The following is a 21,149-nucleotide window of genomic DNA, read 5'->3' on the forward strand; positions in this document are numbered from 1 at the left end:
GAAGCCGCCCTAAATCCAGACACCTCGGTCTTTCTAAAACACCGCGGCGTCCTTGTTGGGGCGGCTGCGCCCCCCAGCGCGGGGCAAGCCCGCTCACTACAGGCGATCAAGCCTGGTTCTCTTGCTCGGTAAACAAATCACTGAACAGCATGCTCGACAGGTAGCGCTCACCGGAGTCCGGCAGGATCACCACGATGGTCTTGCCCTGCATTTCCGGTTTCTCCGCCAGGCGTACGGCCACCGCCATGGCGGCGCCACAGGAAATACCGCACAGGATCCCCTCCTCCTGCATCAGGCGCAGGGCCATGGCCTTGGACTCATCGTCAGTCACCAGTTCGACGCGGTCGACCATCGACAAATCGAGGTTTTTCGGTACGAAACCAGCGCCGATCCCCTGGATTTTATGCGGGCTGGGCTTGATCTCTTCCCCGGCCAGCGCCTGAGTGATCACCGGCGAGATGATCGGCTCGACGGCCACCGACACAATCGGCTTACCGACCGTCTTCTTGATATACCGCGACACGCCAGTGATGGTGCCGCCGGTGCCCACGCCTGCCACGAGCACATCCACAGCGCCGTCGGTGTCGTTCCAGATCTCCGGGCCGGTGGTTTTTTCGTGGATCGCCGGGTTGGCCGGGTTCTCGAACTGGCCCGGCATAAAGTACTGGGACGGATCGCTGGCAACGATTTCGCCGGCTTTTTCGATGGCGCCCTTCATGCCTTTGGCCGGCTCGGTCAGCACCAGTTCGGCACCGAGGGCCTTGAGCACCTTACGGCGTTCGATGCTCATGGACGCTGGCATGGTCAGCAGCAGTTTGTAGCCACGGGCCGCGGCGACAAAGGCCAGGCCAATGCCGGTGTTGCCGGATGTCGGCTCGACAATGGTCATGCCCGGCTTGAGTTTACCGGTGCTCTCGGCGTCCCAGATCATATTCGCGCCAATGCGGCACTTCACCGAATAGCCCGGGTTACGCCCCTCGATCTTGGCCAGGATGGTCACGCCACGCGGTGCGATGCGGTTGATCTGTACCAGGGGCGTATTACCGATGGAGTGCGCGTTGTCTGCAAAGATGCGGCTCATGACGGGTCCTTAAAGCAATTTGAACAATGGCCCCAAGGGTATGCCTCGTCATCCGAGGCGTCCAGTCAGAGGAACGTTGCGCCCACGCCAAAGGTCCATCGCCTATACCGTTGGAGAACCTCACTATGAAACGTCGCTACAGTGGGCTGCTATGGATCGTCGCCGTACTGGTGGTGCTGTTGATCGCCCTGGACCTGGCCCTGCCCTATCTGGTGCGCAATTACCTCAATGACAAGCTCGCCGACATGGGCGATTACCGTGGCCAGATCACTGATGTGGACGTGGCGCTGTGGCGCGGCGCGTACCGGATCAACGGCTTGCAGATCGTCAAGGTCGACGGCAAGGTGCCGGTGCCGTTCGTCAAGGCGCCGGTGATCGATCTGTCGGTGAGCTGGCATTCGCTGTGGTACGACCACGCCGTGGTGGCCGAGGTGCAGTTCTTCCAGCCGGAGCTGAATTTTGTCGACGGCGGCAACCAGCAATCCTCGCAGACCGGTAAGGGCACCGACTGGCGTGAACAGTTGGGCAAACTGTTGCCGATCACGCTCAACGAAGTGCGCATTCAAGACGGCAAGATCGCCTTTCACAACTTCACCTCCAAGCCGCCGGTGAATATCAAGGCCAGTTCGGTGAACGCCAGTTTCTACAACCTGACCAATGTGGTCGACGTCCAGGGCAAGCGTGACGCCAGCTTCGAAGGCAAAGCCCTGTTGCAGGGCCAGGCTCCGCTGGAAGCCTCCGCCACCTTTGATCCGTTGAGCAATTTCGAAGATTTCGAATTCCGTTTCCGCGCCAAAGACCTGCAACTCAAGCGTATGAATGAGTTCGCCTCGGCCTACGGCAAATTCGACTTCAAGGCCGGCACCGGCGATGTGGTGATCGAGGCCCAGGCCGAAAAAGGCCAGTTGAAAGGCTATATCAAGCCGCTGCTGCGTGATGTCGAGGTGTTCGACTGGCAGCAGGACGTCGAGAACAAGGACAAGAACATCTTCCGCTCGATCTGGGAAGCCGTGGTCGGCGCCAGCGAAACCGTATTGAAGAACCAGAACAAAAACCAGTTTGCCACCCGCGTAGAGTTAAGCGGCAGCGTGCACCAGCAAAATATCAGCGCGTTCTCCGCGTTTTTGGCGATTTTGCGTAACGGTTTCATCCAGGCCTTCAATGCGCGATATGAACAACCCAAACCTTCGGCGAATTGAATGTGACCGGTCATTCAGAGACTGAATAATCCGCCTGCGTTCACAGTCGCCGGGGCTGCGCGGTATAGTCCGGGCATAGATGAATTCGAGGAATGACCGATGAAGTTCGAAGGCACCCAGGCCTACGTTGCCACCGACGACTTGAAACTGGCCGTCAACGCTGCCATTACTTTGGAACGCCCGTTGCTGGTCAAGGGCGAACCGGGCACCGGCAAGACCATGCTCGCCGAGCAACTGGCCGAATCCTTCGGCGCCAAGCTGATCACCTGGCACATCAAGTCCACCACCAAGGCCCACCAGGGCCTGTACGAGTACGATGCGGTCAGCCGCCTGCGCGACTCGCAGTTGGGCGTGGATAAAGTCCACGACGTGCGCAACTACCTGAAGAAGGGCAAGCTCTGGGAAGCCTTCGAATCCGAAGAACGCGTCATCCTGCTGATCGACGAAATCGACAAGGCTGACATCGAGTTTCCCAATGACCTGCTGCAAGAACTCGACAAGATGGAGTTCTACGTCTACGAAATCGACGAGACCATCAAGGCCAAAAAACGCCCGATCATCATCATTACCTCCAACAACGAAAAAGAACTGCCGGACGCCTTCCTGCGCCGCTGCTTCTTCCATTACATCGCCTTCCCCGACCGAACCACCCTGCAAAAGATCGTGGATGTGCACTACCCCGATATCAAGAAAGAACTGGTCAGCGAAGCGCTGGACGTATTCTTCGATGTGCGCAAAGTCCCGGGCCTGAAGAAAAAACCTTCCACTTCCGAGCTGGTCGACTGGCTCAAACTGCTGATGGCCGACAACATCGGCGAGGCCGTGCTGCGCGAGCGCGACCCGACCAAGGCCATTCCGCCCCTGGCCGGCGCCCTGGTGAAGAACGAGCAGGACGTTCAGTTGCTGGAACGCCTGGCCTTCATGAGCCGTCGCGGTAATCGATAATGTTGCTCAACCTGTTCAATGAGATGCGTGCAGCCAAGGTGCCAGTGTCGGTACGCGAGCTGCTCGACCTGATCAACGCCCTGAAACAGCGGGTGACTTTCGCCGACATGGACGAGTTTTACTACTTGGCCCGGGCGATTCTGGTCAAGGACGAACGGCATTACGACAAGTTCGACCGCGCCTTCGGTGCCTACTTCAACGGCCTGGAAAAACTCGATGACCATCTGCAGGCGCTGATCCCGGAAGACTGGCTGCGCAAGGAGTTCGAACGCTCGCTGACCGATGAGGAACGCGCGCAGATCCAGTCCCTGGGCGGCCTCGACAAATTGATCGAGGAATTCAAGAAACGCCTGGAAGAACAGAAAGAACGCCACGCCGGCGGCAACAAGTGGATCGGCACCGGCGGCACCAGCCCCTTCGGCTCCGGTGGTTACAACCCGGAAGGTATCCGCGTCGGCGATGCGGGCAAGCGCCAGGGCAAAGCCGTAAAGGTGTGGGACCAGCGCGAGTACAAGAACCTCGACGATCAGGTCGAGCTGGGCACGCGCAACATCAAGATCGCGCTGCGCCGCCTGCGCAAGTTCGCCCGTCAAGGCGCGGCGGAAGAGTTGGACATCGACGGCACCATCGACCACACCGCCCGCGATGCCGGCCTGCTGAATATCCAGATGCGTCCGGAGCGGCGCAACACCATCAAGCTGCTGTTGCTGTTCGATATCGGCGGCTCGATGGACGCCCATGTGAAGATCTGCGAAGAGTTGTTTTCCGCGTGCAAGACCGAGTTCAAGCACCTGGAGTACTTCTACTTCCATAACTTTGTGTACGAGTCGGTGTGGAAGAACAACCAGCGTCGCACCTCGGAACGCACGTCCACACAAGACCTGCTGCACAAGTACGGCGCGGATTACAAAGTGATTTTCATCGGCGACGCGTCAATGGCGCCCTACGAAATCACGCAAGCCGGTGGCAGCGTCGAGCACTGGAACGAGGAGCCTGGGTATGTGTGGATGCAGCGCTTCATGGCCAAGTACAAGAAGCTGATCTGGATCAACCCGTATCCGAAGGACACGTGGGGCTATACGGCGTCGACCGGGATTGTGCGGGAGTTGGTGGAAGACCAGATGTATCCGCTGACCCTGCGCGGGCTCGAAGAAGGCATGCGTTTTCTCTCCAAATAAACACGCCTCCTGAGATCCAATGTGGGAGGGAGCTTGCTCCCGATGGCGGTGGCTCAGTACCTGATGGGCTGACTGACACACTGCTATCGGGAGCAAGCCCCCTCCCACATTTTGATCCCAGTGTCTTTTAGACCGTGGCCAGCCGCAGTAAAAAGTCGACATGCTGCCGGTGCGCAGTCTCCTGCACCACCGGCGTCAACCTCACCGTATCCCCCGGCAGGCACTGCGCCAATCGCGCCAGCGCCAACGGCGTCAAGGCACCCAGGCGCGGATACCCCCCAATCGTCTGTCGATCATTAAGCAACACAATCGGCTGCCCATCCGGCGGCACCTGGATCGCCCCCAACGGAATCCCTTCGGAAATCAATGACGGCCCCTGGTACTGCAACGGCGTGCCCAGCAGGCGCATACCCATGCGGTCGGCGCGGCTATCGAGGGTCCATTCGCTGTTGAACGCATCAAACAGGCTTTGGCCGCTGAACTGGCCGATCTGCGCACCGACGATCACCTCCAGCGGCGCCTTGGCGGGCAAGACCGGATCAGCCAACACCCTCATCGCCCCGCCGACACCGGAATAAGCCAGGCGACCGCCTTGGGCCAACGCCTTGCCGAAACCGTCCGGGCCGCCCAGCTCCTCGCGCACGACCGTGGCGCAGCTGCCCAACACCGGCGGCGCATCGAACCCGCCCGGTGCCGCCAGGTAAGCCCGGGCGCCACTGAACGGCTGGGTGAAGCGCAGCCGCTGGCCCTTTTGCAGGATAAAACTGCGGCCTGGGCTGATCGCGCGCTCATCGATATACGCGCCCAGATCCGCCCCGGCCAACGCCAGCAGGCAATAATCCTCGGCCTGCAGGGTAAAGCCGCCCAAGGTGATTTCCACTACCGGCGCATCCAGCGCATTGCCCAGCAGCCAATTGGCCCAGGACATCGAGACCCAATCCAGCGCCCCGCCCTGCGTCACGCCCAGGTGGCGCACACCAAAGCGGCCCGCATCCTGCAACAGGCACAGCGGCGTGCTGGCCTCGATCAACAAGTGGCTCATGCCTGCGCCTCCAACGGCGTGTCGTCGCCACCCAGGTTGATGAATTCGGCGTGGTCGACCGGCTCGAAACGCACCGTGTCGCCGGGCTGCATCAGGCTGTAGCCGTCACGTTCGCGGTCGAAGAGTTTGGCCGGGGTGCGCCCGATGAGGTTCCAGCCGCCGGGAGAGATCACCGGGTAGGCGGCGGTTTGCCGTTCAGCGATGCCAACGCTCCCCGCCGCGATGCGTTTGCGCGGCGTATTGAGGCGCGGTGTGGCGAGGATTTCATCCACCAGCCCCATGAACGCGAACCCCGGGGCAAAGCCGAGGGCGAACACCTGATATTCATGGGCGCTGTGACGGCGGATCACCTCCTCAACCGCCAGGCCACTGCGCCGGCTGAGCAACGTCAGCTCCGGGCCCACGCTCAGGTCGTACCACACCGGCAGCACATGGGCTTGGCCGCTGCCCTGAACCTGAGGTTGCAGGTCAGTCAATGCCAGGTCGATCAACTCGCGTGCCTGGGCCGGGCTGAGCGCCGTGAGATCGTAATGCACCATCAAGGTGGTGTAAGACGGCACCAGATCCACCAGCGCCGCGCCGAACCTCTCGCGCAAGCGCTGAGTGGCGGCGAGCATCCACGGCATATTGGCTTCGGCAATCACGTCGAACAGACGCACCATCAAGCCGTCAATGGCGACCACTTCAATGCGTGGCTTCATGCTGACTTCAACGCCTCGCGGATGCGTTGTACCGCAGCGATCGAACTGGCGTTATCGCCATGCACGCACAAGGTGTTGGCCTGCAAGATCAAGGCGCTGCCGTCGCTGGCCGTCAGGGCTGCACCACGGGAAATGGTCAGGGCCTGCTGCAAGATCGTGTCGGCGTCGTGATGCACGGCCCCCGGCAACTGACGCGAAACCAGGTGGCCCTTGGCGTCGTAGGCGCGGTCGGCGAACGCTTCAAACCACAGGATCACACCGTATTCATCACCCAGCGCCTGGGCCGCGCTGTTGTCGCGGGTGGCCAGCAGCATCAGCGGCAAATCGCCATAAGCCGCCACGGCCTGGATCACTGCACGCAGTTGCGCGGGGTTGGCCATCATGTCGTTGTACATCGCCCCATGGGGTTTGACGTAGCTGACCCGTCCACCCTGGGCGCGACAAATGCCATCGAGAGCGCCGATCTGATAATGCAGCAGGTCCTGGATCTCCTGGGCCGTGTAGGCCATGGAGCGACGGCCGAAGCCTTGCAGGTCCTGGTAGGCCGGGTGTGCACCGACTTGCACGCCATGCTTGAAAGCCAGGCTGACGGTCTTGCGCATGATGCTCGGGTCGCCGGCATGAAAACCGCAGGCCACGTTGGCGCAATCGATGAACGGCATGACCTCGGCATCCAGACCCATGGTCCAGTTACCGAAGCTTTCGCCGATATCGCAATTCAATAACAGACGGCTCACGGTGGGCGCTCCTGTAGGCGTTGTTTTTTTGTAGTGTGGGATTTTTTACCCGGAACTCGCAACTTGTCCTCATACCCCAACGACGCTTATCGTGGAATGGCTCGATTTTTGGCGTTTGCCCGGTGCGGCGTCCAACTAATAAAAACCGATCCATGCATAAGAAAAGTTGATCCCATGAATTTGAAGTTCCTCGAAACCTTCGTCTGGGTGGCCAAGCTCAAGAGCTTTCGACTAACCGCCGAGAAGCTGTTCACGACCCAGGCCTCGATTTCCAGCCGCATTGCGGTGTTGGAAAGCGAGCTGGGTGTGAAGCTGTTGCTGCGCGACTCACGGGGCGTGAGCCTGACCCCGGAAGGCTTGAAGGTGCTCGATTACGCCGAGCAAATGATGGGGACCATGCAAGAGCTGAAGCGGTCCCTGGAAACCACCAGCAGCAAGGTCGGGCGCATTCGGATCGGCGTGATGGACACTGTCATCCACACCTGGCTGAGCCCGTTGGTGGCGGAACTGATGGATCATTTTCCGCTGGTGGAAATCGAGTTGATCGCCGATACCGCATTGAACCTCAGCGATCAGCTGCAAAAAGGCTTTCTCGATCTGATCCTGCAAACCGACCTGCTGCGCCTGGAAACCGTGCGCAGCCTGGAACTGGCCAGCCATCCCATGGCCTGGATCGTCGCCAGCCACTCGATTTACCACCGCGACTACGCCTCCCTCGCCGAACTGGCCCAGGAGCGCATCATTACCTACTCGAAAAATTCCCACCCGCACCAGGACGTGCTGAGCCTGATGCAGGCCAACGGCGTGGCCGCGCCACGGATGAACTGTGTGAATTCGGTGTCGGCGATTACCCGTTTGCTGCGCGATGGCTTCGGCATTGGGGCGCTACCGCCGGTGCTGGTCAGCGAGGAATTGGCGCGGGGGGAATTGGTGATGTTGCCCATGACGCAAAAACTGCCGAACTTGCAGGTGGTGGTGTCGTGGCGTGTGGGAGTGGAGTTGGTGGAGGAGATTGTGGGGTTGTGCCAGACAGTCGTGGCCCGTTATGCCGAGGAAGTCGGCGAGGAGCGGATGGTCCTGAGCTGAAACGGTGGGAGGGGGCTTGCTCCCTCCCACATTAGGTCAGAGACCCTTGAGGTCGCGTTCTTCAATCGGCCGGCTCTGGCGCATGCGCTTGCCGCCCAGCACGATCCAGTCGATCAAGCGATACAGGCACTCCAAGCCGAACGACAACAACATCGCCCCACCCAGCCCCCAGCCCATGGCTTCGGGCGTGAGCAGGATCTGGTAGCTGTAGCCGTTCCAGGTTTCCCGACGAATGTCCGGGTCGGCGGCCACCGCCACTTGCAGGGCGCGGATATACCACGGGCCTTGCATGGCCTGGAATTGCTTGTCCAACGCCACCTGGCGGTCGAGCAAGGTGCCCAGGCTGTTGGCATCGCTGCGGAACACCGGGTCGTCACTGGCGCGGTAATGCGCCACCAATGCCTGCAAGTCGCCGTTGAAGAACTGTTGCGCGGTGGCATCGAAGCCACGCAGGCCGGTCTGGGCTTCGATCAAGTGAGCTTCGACGCGCTTGGCATAGTCGTTGATAAACCCCGGTACTTGCACACCGACCAGCAAGCCAATGGCAAACAGTACCAACCGCAGATAACTGAGCAACATGGTCGATATCCTTACTCGGTGACGCCCTGGCTGACGCATTCACCGCGTCGCCACAGGCTCCATTGGCCCGGTTCGTAGCGGGTCCAGTTTTCGTTGTCGGTCAAAGGTTCGGTGGCGATGACCGTGACCACGTCATCGGGCGTGGTTTCGGCCTGAAAATCGACGATCACGTCGACATCCTTCAAGCGAGCCGGGCCAAAAGGGGCGCGCCGGGTGATCTGTGCCAGTTTGGTCGAGCAGTAGCAAAACAGCCAGTCGCCGTCACTGAGCAGGCAGTTGAACACGCCTTTGCTGCGGTATTCGGCACAAGCGGCGATCAGGTCAGGCAAGACCTGTTCGATCTCCACAGGTTCGGGGAAGGCCTCACGCACGCGGTTGAGCAAGTCGCAGAACGCCGCTTCGCTGTCGGTATCGCCCACCGGCCGGTAGAACGTGGCGCGGGGGTTAAAGTCCGCCAGCTGGCCGTTGTGCGCAAAACACCAGTTGCGCCCCCACAGTTCACGCACGAACGGGTGGGTATTGGACAGGCACACCTTGCCCACGTTGGCCTGGCGGATATGACCAATCACCACTTCACTTTTGATGGGATAACGCTGCACCAGCAAGGCGACTTCCGATTCACTGCTGGCAGCCGGGTCCTGGAACAGGCGCAGGCCACGGCCTTCATAGAAAGCAATGCCCCAGCCATCACGGTGGGGGCCGGTGCGTCCGCCGCGCTGCATCAGCCCGGTAAAACTGAATACGATATCGGTGGGGACGTTGGCACTCATGCCCATCAATTCACACATGCCAGGGCTCTCGCTGCAGGGCGGACGACGTCAAAGGCGCGGCTCGACCCGTACACCACTGACCGGTGCCGGGCGGCGCAAGGGTTCCTCGTCGTCCTGCTCGGCGGCCAACGCGGCATCGACCGCCGCCTTGCGCTCGCGACGGGCATTGGCGGCGCGCTCGATGGGCCAGCGGATCAACACAAACACGAGATACACGGCAAACGCGATCATCGTGTACATGAACAGATCGGAAATGGCCCGCCAGGCGTTATTGCCGACCTTGAGCACCAGGTCCATGGCGGTGATGGCCACCGCCGGGGCGAACTGGGTCTTGACCGGGTCGACGATGGTCGGGCTGAACAGCAACACGGCCATCAGCAATTGCAGCGGCTCGCGCAGCCAACGCCAGATCCAGCGGGTCAGGCGCCACCATACCAACAGGCAGCCCAAAGCGGCGAAGGCGTAAAGGCCCCAAGCGATCAGATAGTCGTTCTCGGTCATGGTGTCCATGGCAAGGTAGGCAAACAGGCGGCTATGATAACGGCTTTTGCGCGTCTCGGCTGCAATGCCTGCGACCCTGCGCCAGACGGAGAGTATTCCATGCCTATAGCGACCGCCCCGATTGCCCGCAAGGGTCAAGGCCCAGACCCTTACGCCTGGCTGCAAGAGCGTGACAACCCCGAGGTACTCGATTACCTCAGGGCTGAAAACGCCTGGCAGGAAGCACAGCTCGCCGACCAGAAAGCCCTGCGCGAAACCCTGTTCGAAGAAATCAAGGGTCGCATCCTGGAAACCGACCTGTCCCTGCCCTCGCCCTGGGGACCGTACCTGTATTACACACGGACCACCGCGGGTGACGAATACGCTCGCCACTATCGCTGCCGTCGCCCGGCGGATGACAGCCACCAAGTGGATGAGAGCAGCGAAGAGCTGCTGCTTGACCCCAACGTGCTGGCCAAGGGTGGTTTCTTCTCCCTCGGCGCCTTCAGTATCAGCCCGGACCATCAGCGCCTGGCCTACAGCGTGGATACCAGCGGTGAAGAGATCTACACCCTGTACGTGAAGGAATTGGCCACCGACAAAGTCAGCGAACTGGAGTTCGAAAACTGCGACGGCAGCATGACCTGGGCCAATGACAGCCTGACCCTGTTTTTCGGCGAACTGGACGATACCCATCGCCCGCACAAACTGCATCGCTATCGCCTGGACGGTACGGCGGCGCAGGAGGTGTTCCACGAGCCCGACGGACGTTTCTTCCTGCATTGCTACCGCTCCAGCTCCGAGCGCCAGCTGCTGCTGGCCCTGGGCAGCAAGACCACCAGCGAGACCTGGGCATTGGACGCCGACCACCCAGAGCAGGACTTCACCTGCCTGGCGCCACGGGTCGAGGACCATGAATACGATGTCGACCACGGCCAGCGTGACGGCGAGTGGACCTGGTTTATCCGCAGCAACCGCGACGGCATCAACTACGCACTGTTCGTCGCCGCCGACACCGGCAGCGTGCCCGACGAGGCCGACTGGCAGAACCTGATCCCGCACAGCGACGAGGTCATGCTCGACGGTGTGAGCCTGAACGCCGGCGCCATGACCCTCAGCCTGCGCATCGGCGGCCTGCCGGTGATCGAAGTGCACCCTCAGGGCATGCCGACGTACCGCGTGGAATTACCCGACGCTGCCTATAGCCTCTACGTACAAAACAGCTTGGAATTTCCGAGCGACAAGATCCGCCTGCGCTACGAAGCGCTGAATCGCCCGGCCCAGGTCCGTCAGCTCGAACTGCCGACAGGCGCGCAAACGGTGCTCAAGGAGACCCCGGTGCTCGGCGCATTCAACGCCGATGACTACGTCAGCCAGCGCCTGTGGGCGACCTCCGTCGACGGCACCCAGGTGCCGATCAGCCTGGTGGTCAAGCGTGACCAGCTCGGTAAAACCACACCGCTGTACCTCTACGGCTACGGCGCCTACGGTTCGAGCCTGGACCCGTGGTTTTCGCATGCACGCCTGAGCCTGCTCGACCGTGGCGTCGCCTTTGCCATTGCCCATGTGCGCGGCGGTGGCGAGCTGGGGGAAGCCTGGTATCGCAACGGCAAGCAGGCGCACAAGCAGAATACCTTCAGCGATTTTATCGCCTGCGCCGAGCACCTGATCGCCCAGGGCCTGACCACATCCAGACAATTGGCGATCAGCGGCGGCAGCGCCGGTGGCCTGTTGATCGGCGCGGTACTCAACCAGCGCCCGGAGCTGTTCCAGGCGGCGATTGCCGAAGTGCCGTTCGTCGATGTGCTCAACACCATGCTCGACCCGGAGCTGCCATTGACCATCACCGAGTATGACGAGTGGGGCAACCCTGAAGAGCCCGAGGTCTACGCACGCCTCAAGGCTTACGCGCCTTACGAAAACGTCAGCGCGCAAGCCTACCCGGCCACCTTGGTGATCGCCGGCTACAACGACAGCCGCGTGCAGTACTGGGAAGCCGCCAAGTGGGTGGCCAAGCTGCGTGACACCAAGACGGACGACAACCTGCTGCTGCTCAAGACCGAACTGGGCGCCGGCCATGGCGGCATGAGTGGCCGTTACCAGGGACTGCGTGACGTGGCGCTTGAATACGGTTTTGTGTTCAAGGCCCTGGGGTTGGCCTAACCGCCGGGCGTCTTCGGCTTGCTGTCGCTCTGTTGCAGGCCAGGCACCGTCTGGTCTTTCGGCGGCGTGGGCAACACAATCGGCTCCAGCGCGGGCGAGCCGTTGACAGTGGCCTTGGGGGCGGCGGGCGGGCTGACTTGCGGATACAACGTGGGGGTCGGTGTGCCCGGGGCACCTGGGGTTGGCGCGGGTGCGACCGGCACGGTTTGCGCCTCTTGAGCCTGCGCCGTACCCAATGTGAGCGCGCCCAGCACAATGGCCGTTAGAATGTTGCACTTCATCGATGGCTCCATGGCCTGACCGGAATACCGTAAGGCTACTCCCAACCGCGCAAGAATGCCCTTCTCAATGAGATTTCCATGAAACGTTTCGTTCTGCTGGACACCACCCCGATCCCCGACAACGGCGGTGCCTTGTGCCTGTTCGAATATGGCGAGGATTTTGTCATCAAGATTCAGGGGGGCGATGGCGGCCAGTTGATGAATACGCGCATGCACGGCTCCGAGGATGCGCTGGCGGAAATTCCCTGCCGCAAGGTCGCCGGCCGTGCGGGTTCACGCGTGTTGATCGGCGGCCTGGGCATGGGCTTTACCCTGGCCTCGGCCCTCAAGCACCTGGGCAAGACGGCCGAAGTGGTGGTCGCGGAGTTGGTACCGGGCGTGGTCGAGTGGAACCGCGGCCCGCTCGGGGAAAAGTCCGGGCGCCCGTTGCTGGACCCGCGCACGGTGATCCGCCTGGAGGACGTGGCCAAGGTGCTGCAAGCCGAGCCCCAGGGCTTTGACGCGATCATGCTCGATGTGGACAACGGTCCCGAAGGCCTGACGCAAAAGGCCAATAGCTGGTTGTATTCCGCCGCCGGCCTGGCCGCCTGCGCCAAGGCCCTGCGCCCCAAAGGCGTGCTGGCCGTGTGGTCGGCCAGCGCCGACAGGCTGTTCAGCGACAAACTGCGCAAGGCCGGGTTCAAGGCCGAAGAAGTGCAAGTCTTTGCCCATGGCAACAAGGGCACCCGGCATACCATCTGGATTGCGGAAAAAATCAAAGGTTGAACACAGACGGTCAGTTCAGGGACTTGCGGTAATCGATCACGTACGGCACTTTCTTGTCGAACGTCTTTTCCAGCTCATTGCGGTCCAGCTGGGTCATGCCGCCCAGTTGATGCGCGGTAAAACCGCTGTCACCGACCGGTGAGCCCGGTGCCAGGCTGACCATACGCTTGGCCACCGCTTCAATGGCATCCTTGTAGCCGCCCTTCTTGTCCAGGTTGTAGGCGCCCAGGTCGATCTGGGTGCGCAGCCAGTTGCCCCAGTAGAACTCCAGGAATTCCGGCGCGATGGCGCCATCGTCCGGCTTGCCGTAGGCGGCCTTGCGGGTGAAATACACCAGGCTGCGGAAAGTGTCGTCCTGCAGGTTCTTGAAGCCCAGGTGCGCCGGCAATTTCGCGGGCGACAGCGCCTGGCCCTGGTTGTCCTTGAGCCAGACCTTGCGCGCCGCCTGCATGCACTGCCAGAAAGCGGCCATGTCCGGGCTGCCGCTGAAATCATCGGTGACCTTGACCCACATTTTCAGCTTGGGACCGCCGCCGGGCACTTCCCACAAGGTGGTGAAGCTGTGGTGACCGTCGGTGAGGTACAACTGACCGGCCGGGCCGACGACCACGGTTTTCATGTCTTCGGGATGGGCGCCTACCGGGTCCTTGCAGGTGAAACTGCTCGGTTGGTGCAGGTCGGCCTTTTTCGGCACTTTGTCGGCGGCGCCCTGGCCGTTGGTCTCGCAGTACTCATCGAAGACCTTGGCCGGCTTGTCGGCAAACAAGCCGAGGCTGTAGTAGATCTGGTCAAAACCCACCACAGCCTGGGTTGGATGCAGTTGTTCGAGTTCCACCTCGATCACCTGCCCCGGTTTGGGTGTGGAGAACGCCTGGGCCTGGGCGGTGACGACACACAGCAGTAACGCAACAATCCATGAATGCAGACGCATGAGTTTCAGATCCTTGTATGTAAAGTGAAGCAGTCATTTACAGCGCGAGCGGCTAGAATCAACCCTATCCGTGAACCCGCTAATAGCCAGGAGCCATGATGAGCTCGACCAACCCGCCCTCCCACACCGCCAAGCTGGATCGCATCCTCGCCGATGCCCAGCGCGATCGGGAAATGGGCTACCGCGACAAAGCCTTGAAGATGTACCCACACGTATGCGGCCGCTGCGCCCGGGAGTTTTCCGGAAAACGCTTGAGTGAACTGACAGTACACCACCGCAACCATAACCATGATGACAACCCCCAGGATGGCTCCAACTGGGAGCTGCTGTGCCTGTATTGCCACGACAACGAACACTCGCGCTACACCGACCAGCAGTACTTCGGCGACGGCTCCACCAGCAGCCCGACCATTGCCAAGGCCACCCATAACCCGTTTGCGGCGTTGGCTGGGTTGATGAAGAAGGACAGCTGAAAGCCTCAAGCTGCAAGCTGCAAGAAAAAGCCGCTCTGCTTTTAACTTGCAGCTTGAAGCTTGCCGCTATAATGCTGCCTTTTTAAGGCACTCCCGTGGGCAATAAACGCTACAGCTGCATCGGTCTGTATAACCCCAAATCCCCCGAGAACGTCGGCTCGGTGATGCGTGCCGCCGGCTGCTACGGCGTGGCCTCGGTGTTTTACACCGGCGTGCGTTACGAGCGCGCCCGGGACTTCATCACCGATACCAAGAAGGTCCACCACGACATTCCCCTGATCGGCATCGATGACCTGAAAAAGATCCTGCCCCTGGGCTGTATCCCGGTCGCCGTGGAACTGGTGGAAGGCGCCCGCCCGCTGCCCGAATACACTCACCCCGACCGCGCGCTGTACATCTTCGGCCCCGAAGATGGCTCCCTCGACAAAGAGATTCGTGACTGGTGTGAGGACGTGGTGTACATCCCGACTACCGGCTGCATGAACCTCGCCGCCACGGTCAACGTGGTGCTCTACGATCGCCTGGCCAAGGGCAACAACACCCGTTCAGGCCCCAAGTATTAATTTTCCGGGAACATCCGGCGCGTGCAAACAGTCAGCTATTTACACTTGCCCTTGTTGGAGAGAGATCATGAGCGACAGCAAATACCTGCGACCGGCTATCGAACACGCCCCACTCGACACACAGCCCACCCAGAACGTGCACGGCTGGGAACGTATCGGCTCGGTGGCCGGCGGCGTGATGATGGTCGGCAAAGGCCTGCGCCGTGGCGGGATTTTCGGCTTGATCCAAGTGGCAATCGGCGGCGTGGCGCTGGCCCGTGGTTTTACCGGGCACAGCTCGCTTAAGGACAAGCTGGAGCAGGGTCGTCAGGAAATGAACAGCGTGCGCACGAAGATTGAGCGTGCCGGCCAAGAGTTGAAGAACCTGAAGACCAAGGCGGAAGTCGCCGCAGAAAAAGCCACCAAGACTGCTGGTTAATCGCGGCCCCCTTCCACACTTTGATCGGTACATGACTGGGGATCAACGCAACAGCTTGGTCTCCAGCACCACCGACGACTCGCCGATCACACTTTCAGCCAGTTGCACGAACTGTGCAGTGGTGATGCTGTTCACCCGCATGACCGCTTGTGCCAGATCGTCCAGCGAACGCTTGTTGTGGGTTTTCACGCGGATTTCGCGGTCGAGCTCCTGCAACAGCAGCACCGCCTGGGCCACCGCCCCGGCGCTGATGTGCTCGCCGCGCAATGTGCTGACGCCCTTGCCGTCCTTGCCCAACCGCGCCTGTATGGCCGCGTAGCGCTCATCGGTGATACCACCGGCGCGGCGCATCAGCTCGATCGCGTAATACTCGCCCAGGCCCTCGCGAATCCAATCGCTGCTGTCGTGATCATTGAAGCGGCCGATGGCCTGCACCACCTCGCGGATCAGCGGGCTGCTGCCGTTTTCGCTGACCAGTGGCGTGCGACTGCTGAGATAGATCGAATCACGCGATGCCACCACGCCCCGGCGCATCGGATCGTTGGCGCCCACGATCAAGAGTTTCGCTGGATGGCGCGGAAACGCCGCTTCCACTTGCGGCCAGACGAATGTCAGCAGCGTCAAAACATCCATGCGGCGCATGCCCTGGCCCTTGGGCGAGGCCACGGTGACTTCGGTTGCACCCAGCCGTATGCGACGGCTGCCGAGGGTGCCGGCGAGCATCCAGCCGGTGGGGCGGTCGAACAGGCGGGAGACGTTATCGACGCGAAATTTGTTTTTACCGATGCGCGGCCAGGCGGTTTCGATGCTCTTCCAACCGGAGGGCAATTCGAACACCAGGCGCGAAACCAACTCGGTTCCGTCCTGTTGGTCGAGCCGAGCGGTTGGCACCAGGTCTTCACCGCGCAGCAGCGCCCAGTTGGGCGTCATCCGTGTTTCATAGACACCGGGCTTGCGGGCATGGGTAAGGCGCACGCGGTAGGTCAGGCTGGACTTGTCGGCACTGGGCTGCCAGAGGCCGCGGCTGCCGGTGACGGTCCACTGACCGTCGGCCTTGAAATCGCTGTAATCGCCCGCGCGCCCCAGGTCCAGGTTGAGGCTGCGCACCGCCGAGCCTTGGGACAGGCTCACGCGCACTTCGGCCTGATCGCTCTGGGGCAGCAACTTGACGTGATAATCCAGGTCGACTTTGTTCGCACACCACGCCGACATGCTCAGCGCCAGCAACACCAGGCTTGCCGCCAGCTTGGTTCCCCCCCGCATACACACTCCTTGGTCAACCGGCACGGAAGATCAGGTAATCCTCCCAGTCGTCTTCGGGCACGCTGCCTTCGCTGAGCATGCGCCCGGACTGGGAAATGCGTTCGTGATGGACCGCATCGCGGTCACCGCAGACCAGGTGGTGCCACAGCGGCAGGTCTTTGCGCTCGCTGACCAGGCGGTAGGCGCAGGTCGGCGGCAGCCATTTGAACTGATCAGCCTGGCCCGGCGTGAGCTGGATGCAATCAGGCACCGAGGCGCGACGGTTGGGGTAGTCGGTGCACTGGCAGGTTTTCAGGTCGAGGAGTTTGCAGGCGATACGCGTGTAATAAACACTGTTGTCGTCTTCATCCTCGAGCTTTTGCAGGCAGCACAGGCCACAGCCGTCGCACAACGACTCCCACTCCTCCTGGTCGAGGTGTTCAAGGGTTTTGCGTATCCAGAAAGGTTCGACTTTGGCGGCCATGGCTCTACATCAACATCATCAGGTGAAAAGGCCGCCAGTCTAGTGCCCAAGCCCCTTGGGGCCAAGCGCTTACGACTGGCGGTGTGACCAGACTTGTCAGTCTAGTCGCCGCGCAGTAGCTTTGAGCACCGAATTGACGATCAGGAACTTGCCCATGAGCCGTGTTGCCGACTACCCGATTCACACCCAATTCACCGACCGCTGGTCGCCCCGGGCCTTTACCGGCGAAAGCATTCCGCAAGAGACGCTGCTGAGCTTTTTCGAAGCCGCACGCTGGGCACCGTCGGCCTACAACTCACAGCCGTGGCGCTTCCTGTATGCGCGTCGCGACACGCCGAACTGGGAGCGCTTCCTGGGCCTGCTCAATGAATTCAACCGGGGCTGGGCGCAGCACGCGTCGGCCTTGGTGATCATCGCCTCGAAAACCGACTTCATCGCCCCCGGCGCCAGCGAAGAAACTCCGGCACTGTGGCACACCTTTGACACCGGTTCTGCCTGGGGTCACCTGGCCCTGCAAGCCAGCCTCGCCGGCTGGCACACCCACGGCATGGCCGGCTTCGATCAGGAACTGACGCGCAAGGAGCTGAAGATTCCGCAAGGTTATGCGCTGCACGCCGCCGTGGCCGTGGGCAAACTGGGCGATAAATCGACCTTGCCTGAATACCTGCAAGGCCGTGAAGCGCCGAGCTCGCGCCGGCCGTTGAGCGAGCTGATCTGCGAGGGTGACTTCAGCCTCCCACAGTGACCGCGTTAAGCCTTAACTGATACGCATCAGGGCTTGCCCGCTCCCACAATGTGTTCCGAGTGCAGTCAGTAACCGCGCGCGAAATCCACTTCCCCGCGCAACGCCTGCTTGGCCTGATACGCCCGCAGGTTCTGCACAAACAACGCCACCATCTTCGCAGGCGACGTCGGCGCCGAACTGTGCCCGGTCAGCAGCAGGCCCCAGGCGGTCCAGAACGGGTGGCGCTGCGGCAACGGTTCCTGGCGGCACACGTCGATCACCGCGCCGGCCAGGTGCCCTTCTTTCAACGCCTCGACCAGATCGGCATCGACCACCGCCACGCCGCGCCCGACGTTGATGAACAACGCGGTAGGCTTGAATTGCTTGAACAGCGCCGCGTCGTACAGGTCATGGGTGTCGGGCGTGTTGGGCAGCAGGTTGACCACGTAGTCCACCTCCCCCACCAACCGGCCCAATTGATCGAGCGCGGCCACTTCAATAAATGGCGCCTGCTCACGTGCGGTGCTGGCGATACCGTAGAGCTCGACGCCAAACGGCAACAGAAACTCAGCCACGCTCTGGCCGATATCGCCGGTACCGACCACCAGCACTTTGCGCCCCGCCAGGCTCTGGCCCAGGCGGTTGTCCCATTTGCGCTCAACCTGGCTGACCAGCCGCGCCAGCACTTCACGCTCATGGCCCAGCATGTAGGTGAGTACAAACTCGGCCATGACCTGGCCAAAGATGCCGACCGCACGGGTCAGGCGATAGTTGCGCGGCAAGCCTTCGGCCAGTAGCGGCGTGATACCCGCCCAGGTCGATTGCAACCATTGCGGCTGGTGGCCCTGACGCAACAGGGTCGCCAGCAGGTCCGGCTGGCCCAGCCACACCGGGCAATCGGCGGCCAGGCGCGACAGTTCGGCGGAATCGCCGCTGGTCAGTACTTCAAGGTCCGGAGCCGCTGCGCGCAGCAGTTGGGCGTAGAGCGGGTGATCCTGTTCAGCAATCAGAACACGCATGGTTCAAACCTTTCAAAAACAGTGCAGACGGCCGCCCGCATCCTTACGGCCACCGCCAACTAATACGAGTCCATGGAAGAAGGTGCCCTGAACCGGGCACTGATCGATTACACCGGGTCGTTGCGGCGCAGCAGCTCTTCGGGCAAGTGTTCGATGTACTCGTCCTCGGCCGGCGGCATTTGCAGGTGGTAGCCCTGCTTGTCGAGGTTTTCCAGGACTTGCACGATGTCTTCCTGTTGCAGCTTGCGCTCGGGCGTCAGCACCAGGTCGAACGCGTGCACCGGCTTGCCGAACACCGTGACCAAACCCTCGGGCACGCGCTCCAAAGCATCGCTTTTGAGTACGTAGATGTACATGCCGGCACGTTTCGGGCTGCGGTAGATGGAGCAAATACGTTTCAAGGCTGTTCTCCGGCAGTGGCCAGGCTGTCGAGCAGCGCCTGGCCCATCAACTCGCGGCGCCAGCCACGCAGCGAGTCTGGCAATTGGTAAGGCCCATCGGGGTAGCCACTCTTGACCAGGGCTTCGAGGGTTTTCTTGCGCAGCATCAGTTCCGGCGCCATCTCCAGGCGTTCGGCGAACGCCTGGCCCTGGGCACGCAGTGCTTTGATCAGCGCGGCAGCCTCGACCGGCAAGGGTTCTGCAACGGCAGGCGGCCACTGGTCCGCGGGCACGCTAGCGGCACGTTTGATCAGGTCCAGCAGGAACTGGCCGTCCTGACGCACAGTGCGCGGGTGCATGTCTTCGATCTTGCCCAGGGCGGTGAGGTTATCCGGCTGGGTTTTGGCCAGGGGCCATAACGAATGTTCGCGAATGATGCGGTTGCGCGGCAGGTCACGCGCGCGGGCCTGCTGTTCGCGCCAGGCGCACAGTTCGCGCAGGACCGCCAGTTGGGCGCGGGACAGTTTCCACGCCAGCTTGGCCTCGCGGTACACCTCGTACGGGTCGACTTCGCGGCGCAGGTTGGCCACCAGTTCGGCGCCGTCTTCCAGCACCCAGGCGTACTTGTCGGCAGACAGTTGCGGGCGCAGGCGCGTGTAGACCTCGGCCAGGTGCACGGCGTCTTCGGCGGCGTAGCTCACTTGGGTCTCGGACAATGGCCGCTGCAGCCAGTCCGAGCGGGTCTCGCCCTTGGGCAACTCGATATCGAGCACGGCGTGCACCAGGCGCGAGTAGCCCATGGAAAAACCAAGGTTCAGGTAGGCCGCGGCCAATTGGGTGTCGAACAACGGCACCGGCAGGCTGCCGGTCAGGCGCAACAGCACTTCGAGGTCTTCGCTGCAGGCATGCACCACCTTGATCACCGCTGGGTTTTCCAGCAAGGCGGCCAACGGTTGCCAGTTGTCGATGGTCAGGGGGTCGATCAGGTAAGCGCGGACGCCATCACCAATCTGGATCAGCCCGGCAATGGGATAAAAAGTGTCGACCCGCATGAATTCGGTGTCGAGGGCAACGAATGGCAACTGCTGCCATTCGGCGCAATGCTGGCCGAGGCTATCGTTGTCGCAGATCCAGTGAATATCGATGGCCACACGGCTCTCCCTTGAAGAATGGCGCGCAGTATATATCGCGAAAGGGGCTTGCGAGCATTCGCAGTGCACACACGATCATGAAAACTCCGACAAGAAATGGAGAATAGTCCGACGAGCGGGACTTATCCTCTCTTACGCAGAACGTAGACCCGCCATAACTGGGAGCCTGGGAGGAATTCCTGGTAATTCAGGATCTTGAAACCGGCCTGACGGAATTCGCCTTCCACCGGCGCGCGTGCGCTCACCGAGACGATCACCGTGTCACGGCTGACCCGATGAAACTCTTGCAGCAAGGCCAGGCGCACCTCGCTGTCGTGGACGTGGCGAAACAATTCCAGGCAGAAAATGCAGTCCACCGCATTCGCCGACAAGCCAATGGAAAACGCTGATCCCTGGAAGGTCTTGATCCGCTTGAGCAACGTCGCCGGATGATGGGTGCGGGCGTGATCGAGCATGGCCTGGGAGTTGTCCGAGGCCAGGATCACCCGGTTGACGTGTTCGCCCAGCACCGGCCAGAACCGCCCCGAGCCGCAGGCCAGGTCGAGGATCAGCCCCGGCTCGCCGGCCACGCTCAACGCATGGCGCACCAGCCGCGCAGTCCGCCACGCGGCCAGGCGCTGCAACAGCCTTGGCGGACGGGTGTCACCGCACACCCGGGCATGTTCACGGTCACAGCGCTCGGTGAATTCGATCTCGATGGAGGATGGTGAATGTGGCGACATCGCGGGCTCATGTAAGCGAAACGGTAGTAAGCGTC

General features: G+C 61.5%; 25 protein-coding genes. 10 read left to right on the top strand and 15 right to left on the bottom strand.

The annotated features are described in order from the left end of the window. Positions 1–106: 106 nt before the first annotated feature. A complete protein-coding gene (cysK, locus tag ACQRBT_RS01720; protein ID WP_060753130.1) occupies positions 107–1,081 on the bottom strand; it encodes a cysteine synthase A in 975 nt (324 codons plus the stop codon). A 125-nt stretch (positions 1,082–1,206) separates the two neighbouring features. Here cysK and ACQRBT_RS01725 point away from each other — a divergent pair, with 125 nt between their 5' ends. The 3 genes from ACQRBT_RS01725 to ACQRBT_RS01735 all read left to right on the top strand — a co-directional run bounded on the left by ACQRBT_RS01725 (position 1,207) and on the right by ACQRBT_RS01735 (position 4,403). After that, on the top strand, positions 1,207–2,280 hold the full coding sequence (locus tag ACQRBT_RS01725) for a DUF748 domain-containing protein (RefSeq protein WP_412047716.1): 1,074 nt from the start codon (positions 1,207–1,209) through the stop codon (positions 2,278–2,280). Positions 2,281–2,379: 99 nt separating this feature from the next. After that, complete coding sequence (locus ACQRBT_RS01730; protein ID WP_060753128.1) at positions 2,380–3,225, top strand: AAA family ATPase; 846 nt, start codon at positions 2,380–2,382, stop codon at positions 3,223–3,225. Continuing rightward, positions 3,225–4,403, top strand: a complete 1,179-nt coding sequence (locus tag ACQRBT_RS01735; RefSeq protein ID WP_060753127.1) for a vWA domain-containing protein — start codon at positions 3,225–3,227, stop codon at positions 4,401–4,403. The genes ACQRBT_RS01730 and ACQRBT_RS01735 overlap by 1 nt, the downstream gene beginning before the upstream one ends. A gap of 127 nt (positions 4,404–4,530) precedes the next feature. Here ACQRBT_RS01735 and ACQRBT_RS01740 read toward each other — a convergent pair whose 3' ends face one another. From ACQRBT_RS01740 to ACQRBT_RS01750, 3 genes are read right to left on the bottom strand one after another with little or no spacing between them, the layout of a single operon-like run. Next, a complete protein-coding gene (locus ACQRBT_RS01740) occupies positions 4,531–5,445 on the bottom strand; it encodes a biotin-dependent carboxyltransferase family protein (protein WP_412047715.1) in 915 nt (304 codons plus the stop codon). Beyond that, the gene (locus tag ACQRBT_RS01745; protein WP_104995814.1) at positions 5,442–6,146 is read right to left on the bottom strand and encodes a 5-oxoprolinase subunit B family protein; all 705 of its coding nucleotides are present in this window, start codon (positions 6,144–6,146) and stop codon (positions 5,442–5,444) included. Before ACQRBT_RS01745 ends, ACQRBT_RS01740 begins: the two co-directional genes overlap by 4 nt. Beyond that, positions 6,143–6,883: a 5-oxoprolinase subunit PxpA gene (locus tag ACQRBT_RS01750; protein ID WP_060753124.1), complete on the bottom strand. Its 741-nt coding sequence runs from the start codon at positions 6,881–6,883 to the stop codon at positions 6,143–6,145. The genes ACQRBT_RS01745 and ACQRBT_RS01750 overlap by 4 nt, the downstream gene beginning before the upstream one ends. Positions 6,884–7,057: 174 nt before the next feature. Between ACQRBT_RS01750 and ACQRBT_RS01755 the strand changes: the two genes are divergently transcribed. Next, positions 7,058–7,969: a LysR family transcriptional regulator gene (locus ACQRBT_RS01755; protein ID WP_060753123.1), complete on the top strand. Its 912-nt coding sequence runs from the start codon at positions 7,058–7,060 to the stop codon at positions 7,967–7,969. Between the two features lie 36 nt (positions 7,970–8,005). On the opposite strand, the gene ACQRBT_RS01760 is transcribed toward ACQRBT_RS01755, so the two are convergent. Genes ACQRBT_RS01760 through ACQRBT_RS01770 form a run of 3 tightly spaced genes read right to left on the bottom strand, consistent with a single transcriptional unit; the run spans position 8,006 to position 9,828 of the window. Continuing rightward, positions 8,006–8,548, bottom strand: coding sequence for a DUF2937 family protein (locus ACQRBT_RS01760; protein ID WP_060753122.1), 543 nt, complete (start codon positions 8,546–8,548; stop codon positions 8,006–8,008). 11 nt (positions 8,549–8,559) lie between these two features. Beyond that, complete coding sequence (locus tag ACQRBT_RS01765; protein ID WP_090366180.1) at positions 8,560–9,336, bottom strand: class II glutamine amidotransferase; 777 nt, start codon at positions 9,334–9,336, stop codon at positions 8,560–8,562. A gap of 30 nt (positions 9,337–9,366) precedes the next feature. After that, positions 9,367–9,828 carry a hypothetical protein gene (locus ACQRBT_RS01770; RefSeq protein ID WP_060753120.1) on the bottom strand — a complete coding sequence of 154 codons (462 nt, stop codon included), beginning with the start codon at positions 9,826–9,828 and terminating at the stop codon, positions 9,367–9,369. Positions 9,829–9,918: 90 nt separating this feature from the next. Here ACQRBT_RS01770 and ACQRBT_RS01775 point away from each other — a divergent pair, with 90 nt between their 5' ends. Next, complete coding sequence (locus ACQRBT_RS01775; RefSeq protein ID WP_412047714.1) at positions 9,919–11,961, top strand: S9 family peptidase; 2,043 nt, start codon at positions 9,919–9,921, stop codon at positions 11,959–11,961. Here the strand turns inward: ACQRBT_RS01775 and ACQRBT_RS01780 are convergent. Next, entirely contained in the window at positions 11,958–12,242 is a 285-nt protein-coding gene (locus tag ACQRBT_RS01780) for a hypothetical protein (protein ID WP_060753118.1), read from the bottom strand. The genes ACQRBT_RS01775 and ACQRBT_RS01780 overlap by 4 nt on opposite strands. A gap of 78 nt (positions 12,243–12,320) precedes the next feature. Here ACQRBT_RS01780 and ACQRBT_RS01785 point away from each other — a divergent pair, with 78 nt between their 5' ends. Further along, positions 12,321–13,007 (top strand): hypothetical protein, encoded by a 687-nt coding sequence (locus ACQRBT_RS01785; RefSeq protein WP_060753117.1) that lies wholly within the window; start codon positions 12,321–12,323, stop codon positions 13,005–13,007. A gap of 10 nt (positions 13,008–13,017) precedes the next feature. Here the strand turns inward: ACQRBT_RS01785 and ACQRBT_RS01790 are convergent, their stop codons facing one another. Then, entirely contained in the window at positions 13,018–13,938 is a 921-nt protein-coding gene (locus tag ACQRBT_RS01790; RefSeq protein ID WP_412047713.1) for a ParB/Srx family N-terminal domain-containing protein, read from the bottom strand. A gap of 98 nt (positions 13,939–14,036) precedes the next feature. Between ACQRBT_RS01790 and ACQRBT_RS01795 the strand changes: the two genes are divergently transcribed. The 3 genes from ACQRBT_RS01795 (at position 14,037) to ACQRBT_RS01805 (ending at position 15,392) form a co-directional block, all read left to right on the top strand. Then, positions 14,037–14,411 (top strand): YajD family HNH nuclease, encoded by a 375-nt coding sequence (locus ACQRBT_RS01795; protein WP_060753115.1) that lies wholly within the window; start codon positions 14,037–14,039, stop codon positions 14,409–14,411. Between the two features lie 95 nt (positions 14,412–14,506). After that, positions 14,507–14,974, top strand: a complete 468-nt coding sequence (locus ACQRBT_RS01800) for an RNA methyltransferase (protein ID WP_003189607.1) — start codon at positions 14,507–14,509, stop codon at positions 14,972–14,974. Between the two features lie 67 nt (positions 14,975–15,041). After that, positions 15,042–15,392 carry a YgaP family membrane protein gene (locus ACQRBT_RS01805; protein ID WP_060753114.1) on the top strand — a complete coding sequence of 117 codons (351 nt, stop codon included), beginning with the start codon at positions 15,042–15,044 and terminating at the stop codon, positions 15,390–15,392. A gap of 42 nt (positions 15,393–15,434) precedes the next feature. Here the strand turns inward: ACQRBT_RS01805 and ACQRBT_RS01810 are convergent, their stop codons facing one another. Together ACQRBT_RS01810 and ACQRBT_RS01815 are read right to left on the bottom strand one after the other, a co-directional pair. Then, the gene (locus ACQRBT_RS01810) at positions 15,435–16,655 is read right to left on the bottom strand and encodes a hypothetical protein (RefSeq protein WP_161549691.1); all 1,221 of its coding nucleotides are present in this window, start codon (positions 16,653–16,655) and stop codon (positions 15,435–15,437) included. A gap of 13 nt (positions 16,656–16,668) precedes the next feature. Beyond that, the gene (locus ACQRBT_RS01815) at positions 16,669–17,118 is read right to left on the bottom strand and encodes a YcgN family cysteine cluster protein (protein ID WP_060753112.1); all 450 of its coding nucleotides are present in this window, start codon (positions 17,116–17,118) and stop codon (positions 16,669–16,671) included. 154 nt (positions 17,119–17,272) lie between these two features. Here ACQRBT_RS01815 and ACQRBT_RS01820 point away from each other — a divergent pair, with 154 nt between their 5' ends. Further along, positions 17,273–17,863, top strand: a complete 591-nt coding sequence (locus tag ACQRBT_RS01820; protein ID WP_412047712.1) for a nitroreductase family protein — start codon at positions 17,273–17,275, stop codon at positions 17,861–17,863. Between the two features lie 65 nt (positions 17,864–17,928). On the opposite strand, the gene ACQRBT_RS01825 is transcribed toward ACQRBT_RS01820, so the two are convergent. From ACQRBT_RS01825 to ACQRBT_RS01840, 4 genes are all read right to left on the bottom strand, one after another. Beyond that, positions 17,929–18,861 (bottom strand): D-2-hydroxyacid dehydrogenase, encoded by a 933-nt coding sequence (locus ACQRBT_RS01825; protein ID WP_104995809.1) that lies wholly within the window; start codon positions 18,859–18,861, stop codon positions 17,929–17,931. Between the two features lie 107 nt (positions 18,862–18,968). Further along, positions 18,969–19,262 carry a YcgL domain-containing protein gene (locus ACQRBT_RS01830; RefSeq protein WP_412047711.1) on the bottom strand — a complete coding sequence of 98 codons (294 nt, stop codon included), beginning with the start codon at positions 19,260–19,262 and terminating at the stop codon, positions 18,969–18,971. After that, complete coding sequence (gene rnd / locus ACQRBT_RS01835; RefSeq protein WP_060753108.1) at positions 19,259–20,392, bottom strand: ribonuclease D; 1,134 nt, start codon at positions 20,390–20,392, stop codon at positions 19,259–19,261. The genes ACQRBT_RS01830 and rnd overlap by 4 nt, the downstream gene beginning before the upstream one ends. 122 nt (positions 20,393–20,514) lie before the next feature. Further along, entirely contained in the window at positions 20,515–21,114 is a 600-nt protein-coding gene (locus ACQRBT_RS01840) for a class I SAM-dependent methyltransferase (protein ID WP_412047710.1), read from the bottom strand. Between the last annotated feature and the right edge of the window lie 35 nt (positions 21,115–21,149).

The organism is Pseudomonas sp. R19M, assembly GCF_050312585.1.
GTDB lineage: Bacteria > Pseudomonadota > Gammaproteobacteria > Pseudomonadales > Pseudomonadaceae > Aquipseudomonas > Aquipseudomonas palleroniana.

Bases quoted from the DNA above. Each gene is read 5' to 3' on its own strand.
- cysK (WP_060753130.1), bottom strand. From the start codon at position 1,081: ATGAGCCGCATCTTTGCAGACAACGCGCACTCCATCGGTAATACGCCC.
- ACQRBT_RS01725 (WP_412047716.1), top strand. From the start codon at position 1,207: ATGAAACGTCGCTACAGTGGGCTGCTATGGATCGTCGCCGTACTGGTG.
- ACQRBT_RS01730 (WP_060753128.1), top strand. From the start codon at position 2,380: ATGAAGTTCGAAGGCACCCAGGCCTACGTTGCCACCGACGACTTGAAA.
- ACQRBT_RS01735 (WP_060753127.1), top strand. From the start codon at position 3,225: ATGTTGCTCAACCTGTTCAATGAGATGCGTGCAGCCAAGGTGCCAGTG.
- ACQRBT_RS01740 (WP_412047715.1), bottom strand. From the start codon at position 5,445: ATGAGCCACTTGTTGATCGAGGCCAGCACGCCGCTGTGCCTGTTGCAG.
- ACQRBT_RS01745 (WP_104995814.1), bottom strand. From the start codon at position 6,146: ATGAAGCCACGCATTGAAGTGGTCGCCATTGACGGCTTGATGGTGCGT.
- ACQRBT_RS01755 (WP_060753123.1), top strand. From the start codon at position 7,058: ATGAATTTGAAGTTCCTCGAAACCTTCGTCTGGGTGGCCAAGCTCAAG.
- ACQRBT_RS01760 (WP_060753122.1), bottom strand. From the start codon at position 8,548: ATGTTGCTCAGTTATCTGCGGTTGGTACTGTTTGCCATTGGCTTGCTG.
- ACQRBT_RS01765 (WP_090366180.1), bottom strand. From the start codon at position 9,336: ATGTGTGAATTGATGGGCATGAGTGCCAACGTCCCCACCGATATCGTA.
- ACQRBT_RS01770 (WP_060753120.1), bottom strand. From the start codon at position 9,828: ATGGACACCATGACCGAGAACGACTATCTGATCGCTTGGGGCCTTTAC.
- ACQRBT_RS01775 (WP_412047714.1), top strand. From the start codon at position 9,919: ATGCCTATAGCGACCGCCCCGATTGCCCGCAAGGGTCAAGGCCCAGAC.
- ACQRBT_RS01780 (WP_060753118.1), bottom strand. From the start codon at position 12,242: ATGAAGTGCAACATTCTAACGGCCATTGTGCTGGGCGCGCTCACATTG.
- ACQRBT_RS01785 (WP_060753117.1), top strand. From the start codon at position 12,321: ATGAAACGTTTCGTTCTGCTGGACACCACCCCGATCCCCGACAACGGC.
- ACQRBT_RS01790 (WP_412047713.1), bottom strand. From the start codon at position 13,938: ATGCGTCTGCATTCATGGATTGTTGCGTTACTGCTGTGTGTCGTCACC.
- ACQRBT_RS01795 (WP_060753115.1), top strand. From the start codon at position 14,037: ATGAGCTCGACCAACCCGCCCTCCCACACCGCCAAGCTGGATCGCATC.
- ACQRBT_RS01805 (WP_060753114.1), top strand. From the start codon at position 15,042: ATGAGCGACAGCAAATACCTGCGACCGGCTATCGAACACGCCCCACTC.
- ACQRBT_RS01810 (WP_161549691.1), bottom strand. From the start codon at position 16,655: ATGCGGGGGGGAACCAAGCTGGCGGCAAGCCTGGTGTTGCTGGCGCTG.
- ACQRBT_RS01815 (WP_060753112.1), bottom strand. From the start codon at position 17,118: ATGGCCGCCAAAGTCGAACCTTTCTGGATACGCAAAACCCTTGAACAC.
- ACQRBT_RS01820 (WP_412047712.1), top strand. From the start codon at position 17,273: ATGAGCCGTGTTGCCGACTACCCGATTCACACCCAATTCACCGACCGC.
- ACQRBT_RS01825 (WP_104995809.1), bottom strand. From the start codon at position 18,861: ATGCGTGTTCTGATTGCTGAACAGGATCACCCGCTCTACGCCCAACTG.
- ACQRBT_RS01840 (WP_412047710.1), bottom strand. From the start codon at position 21,114: ATGTCGCCACATTCACCATCCTCCATCGAGATCGAATTCACCGAGCGC.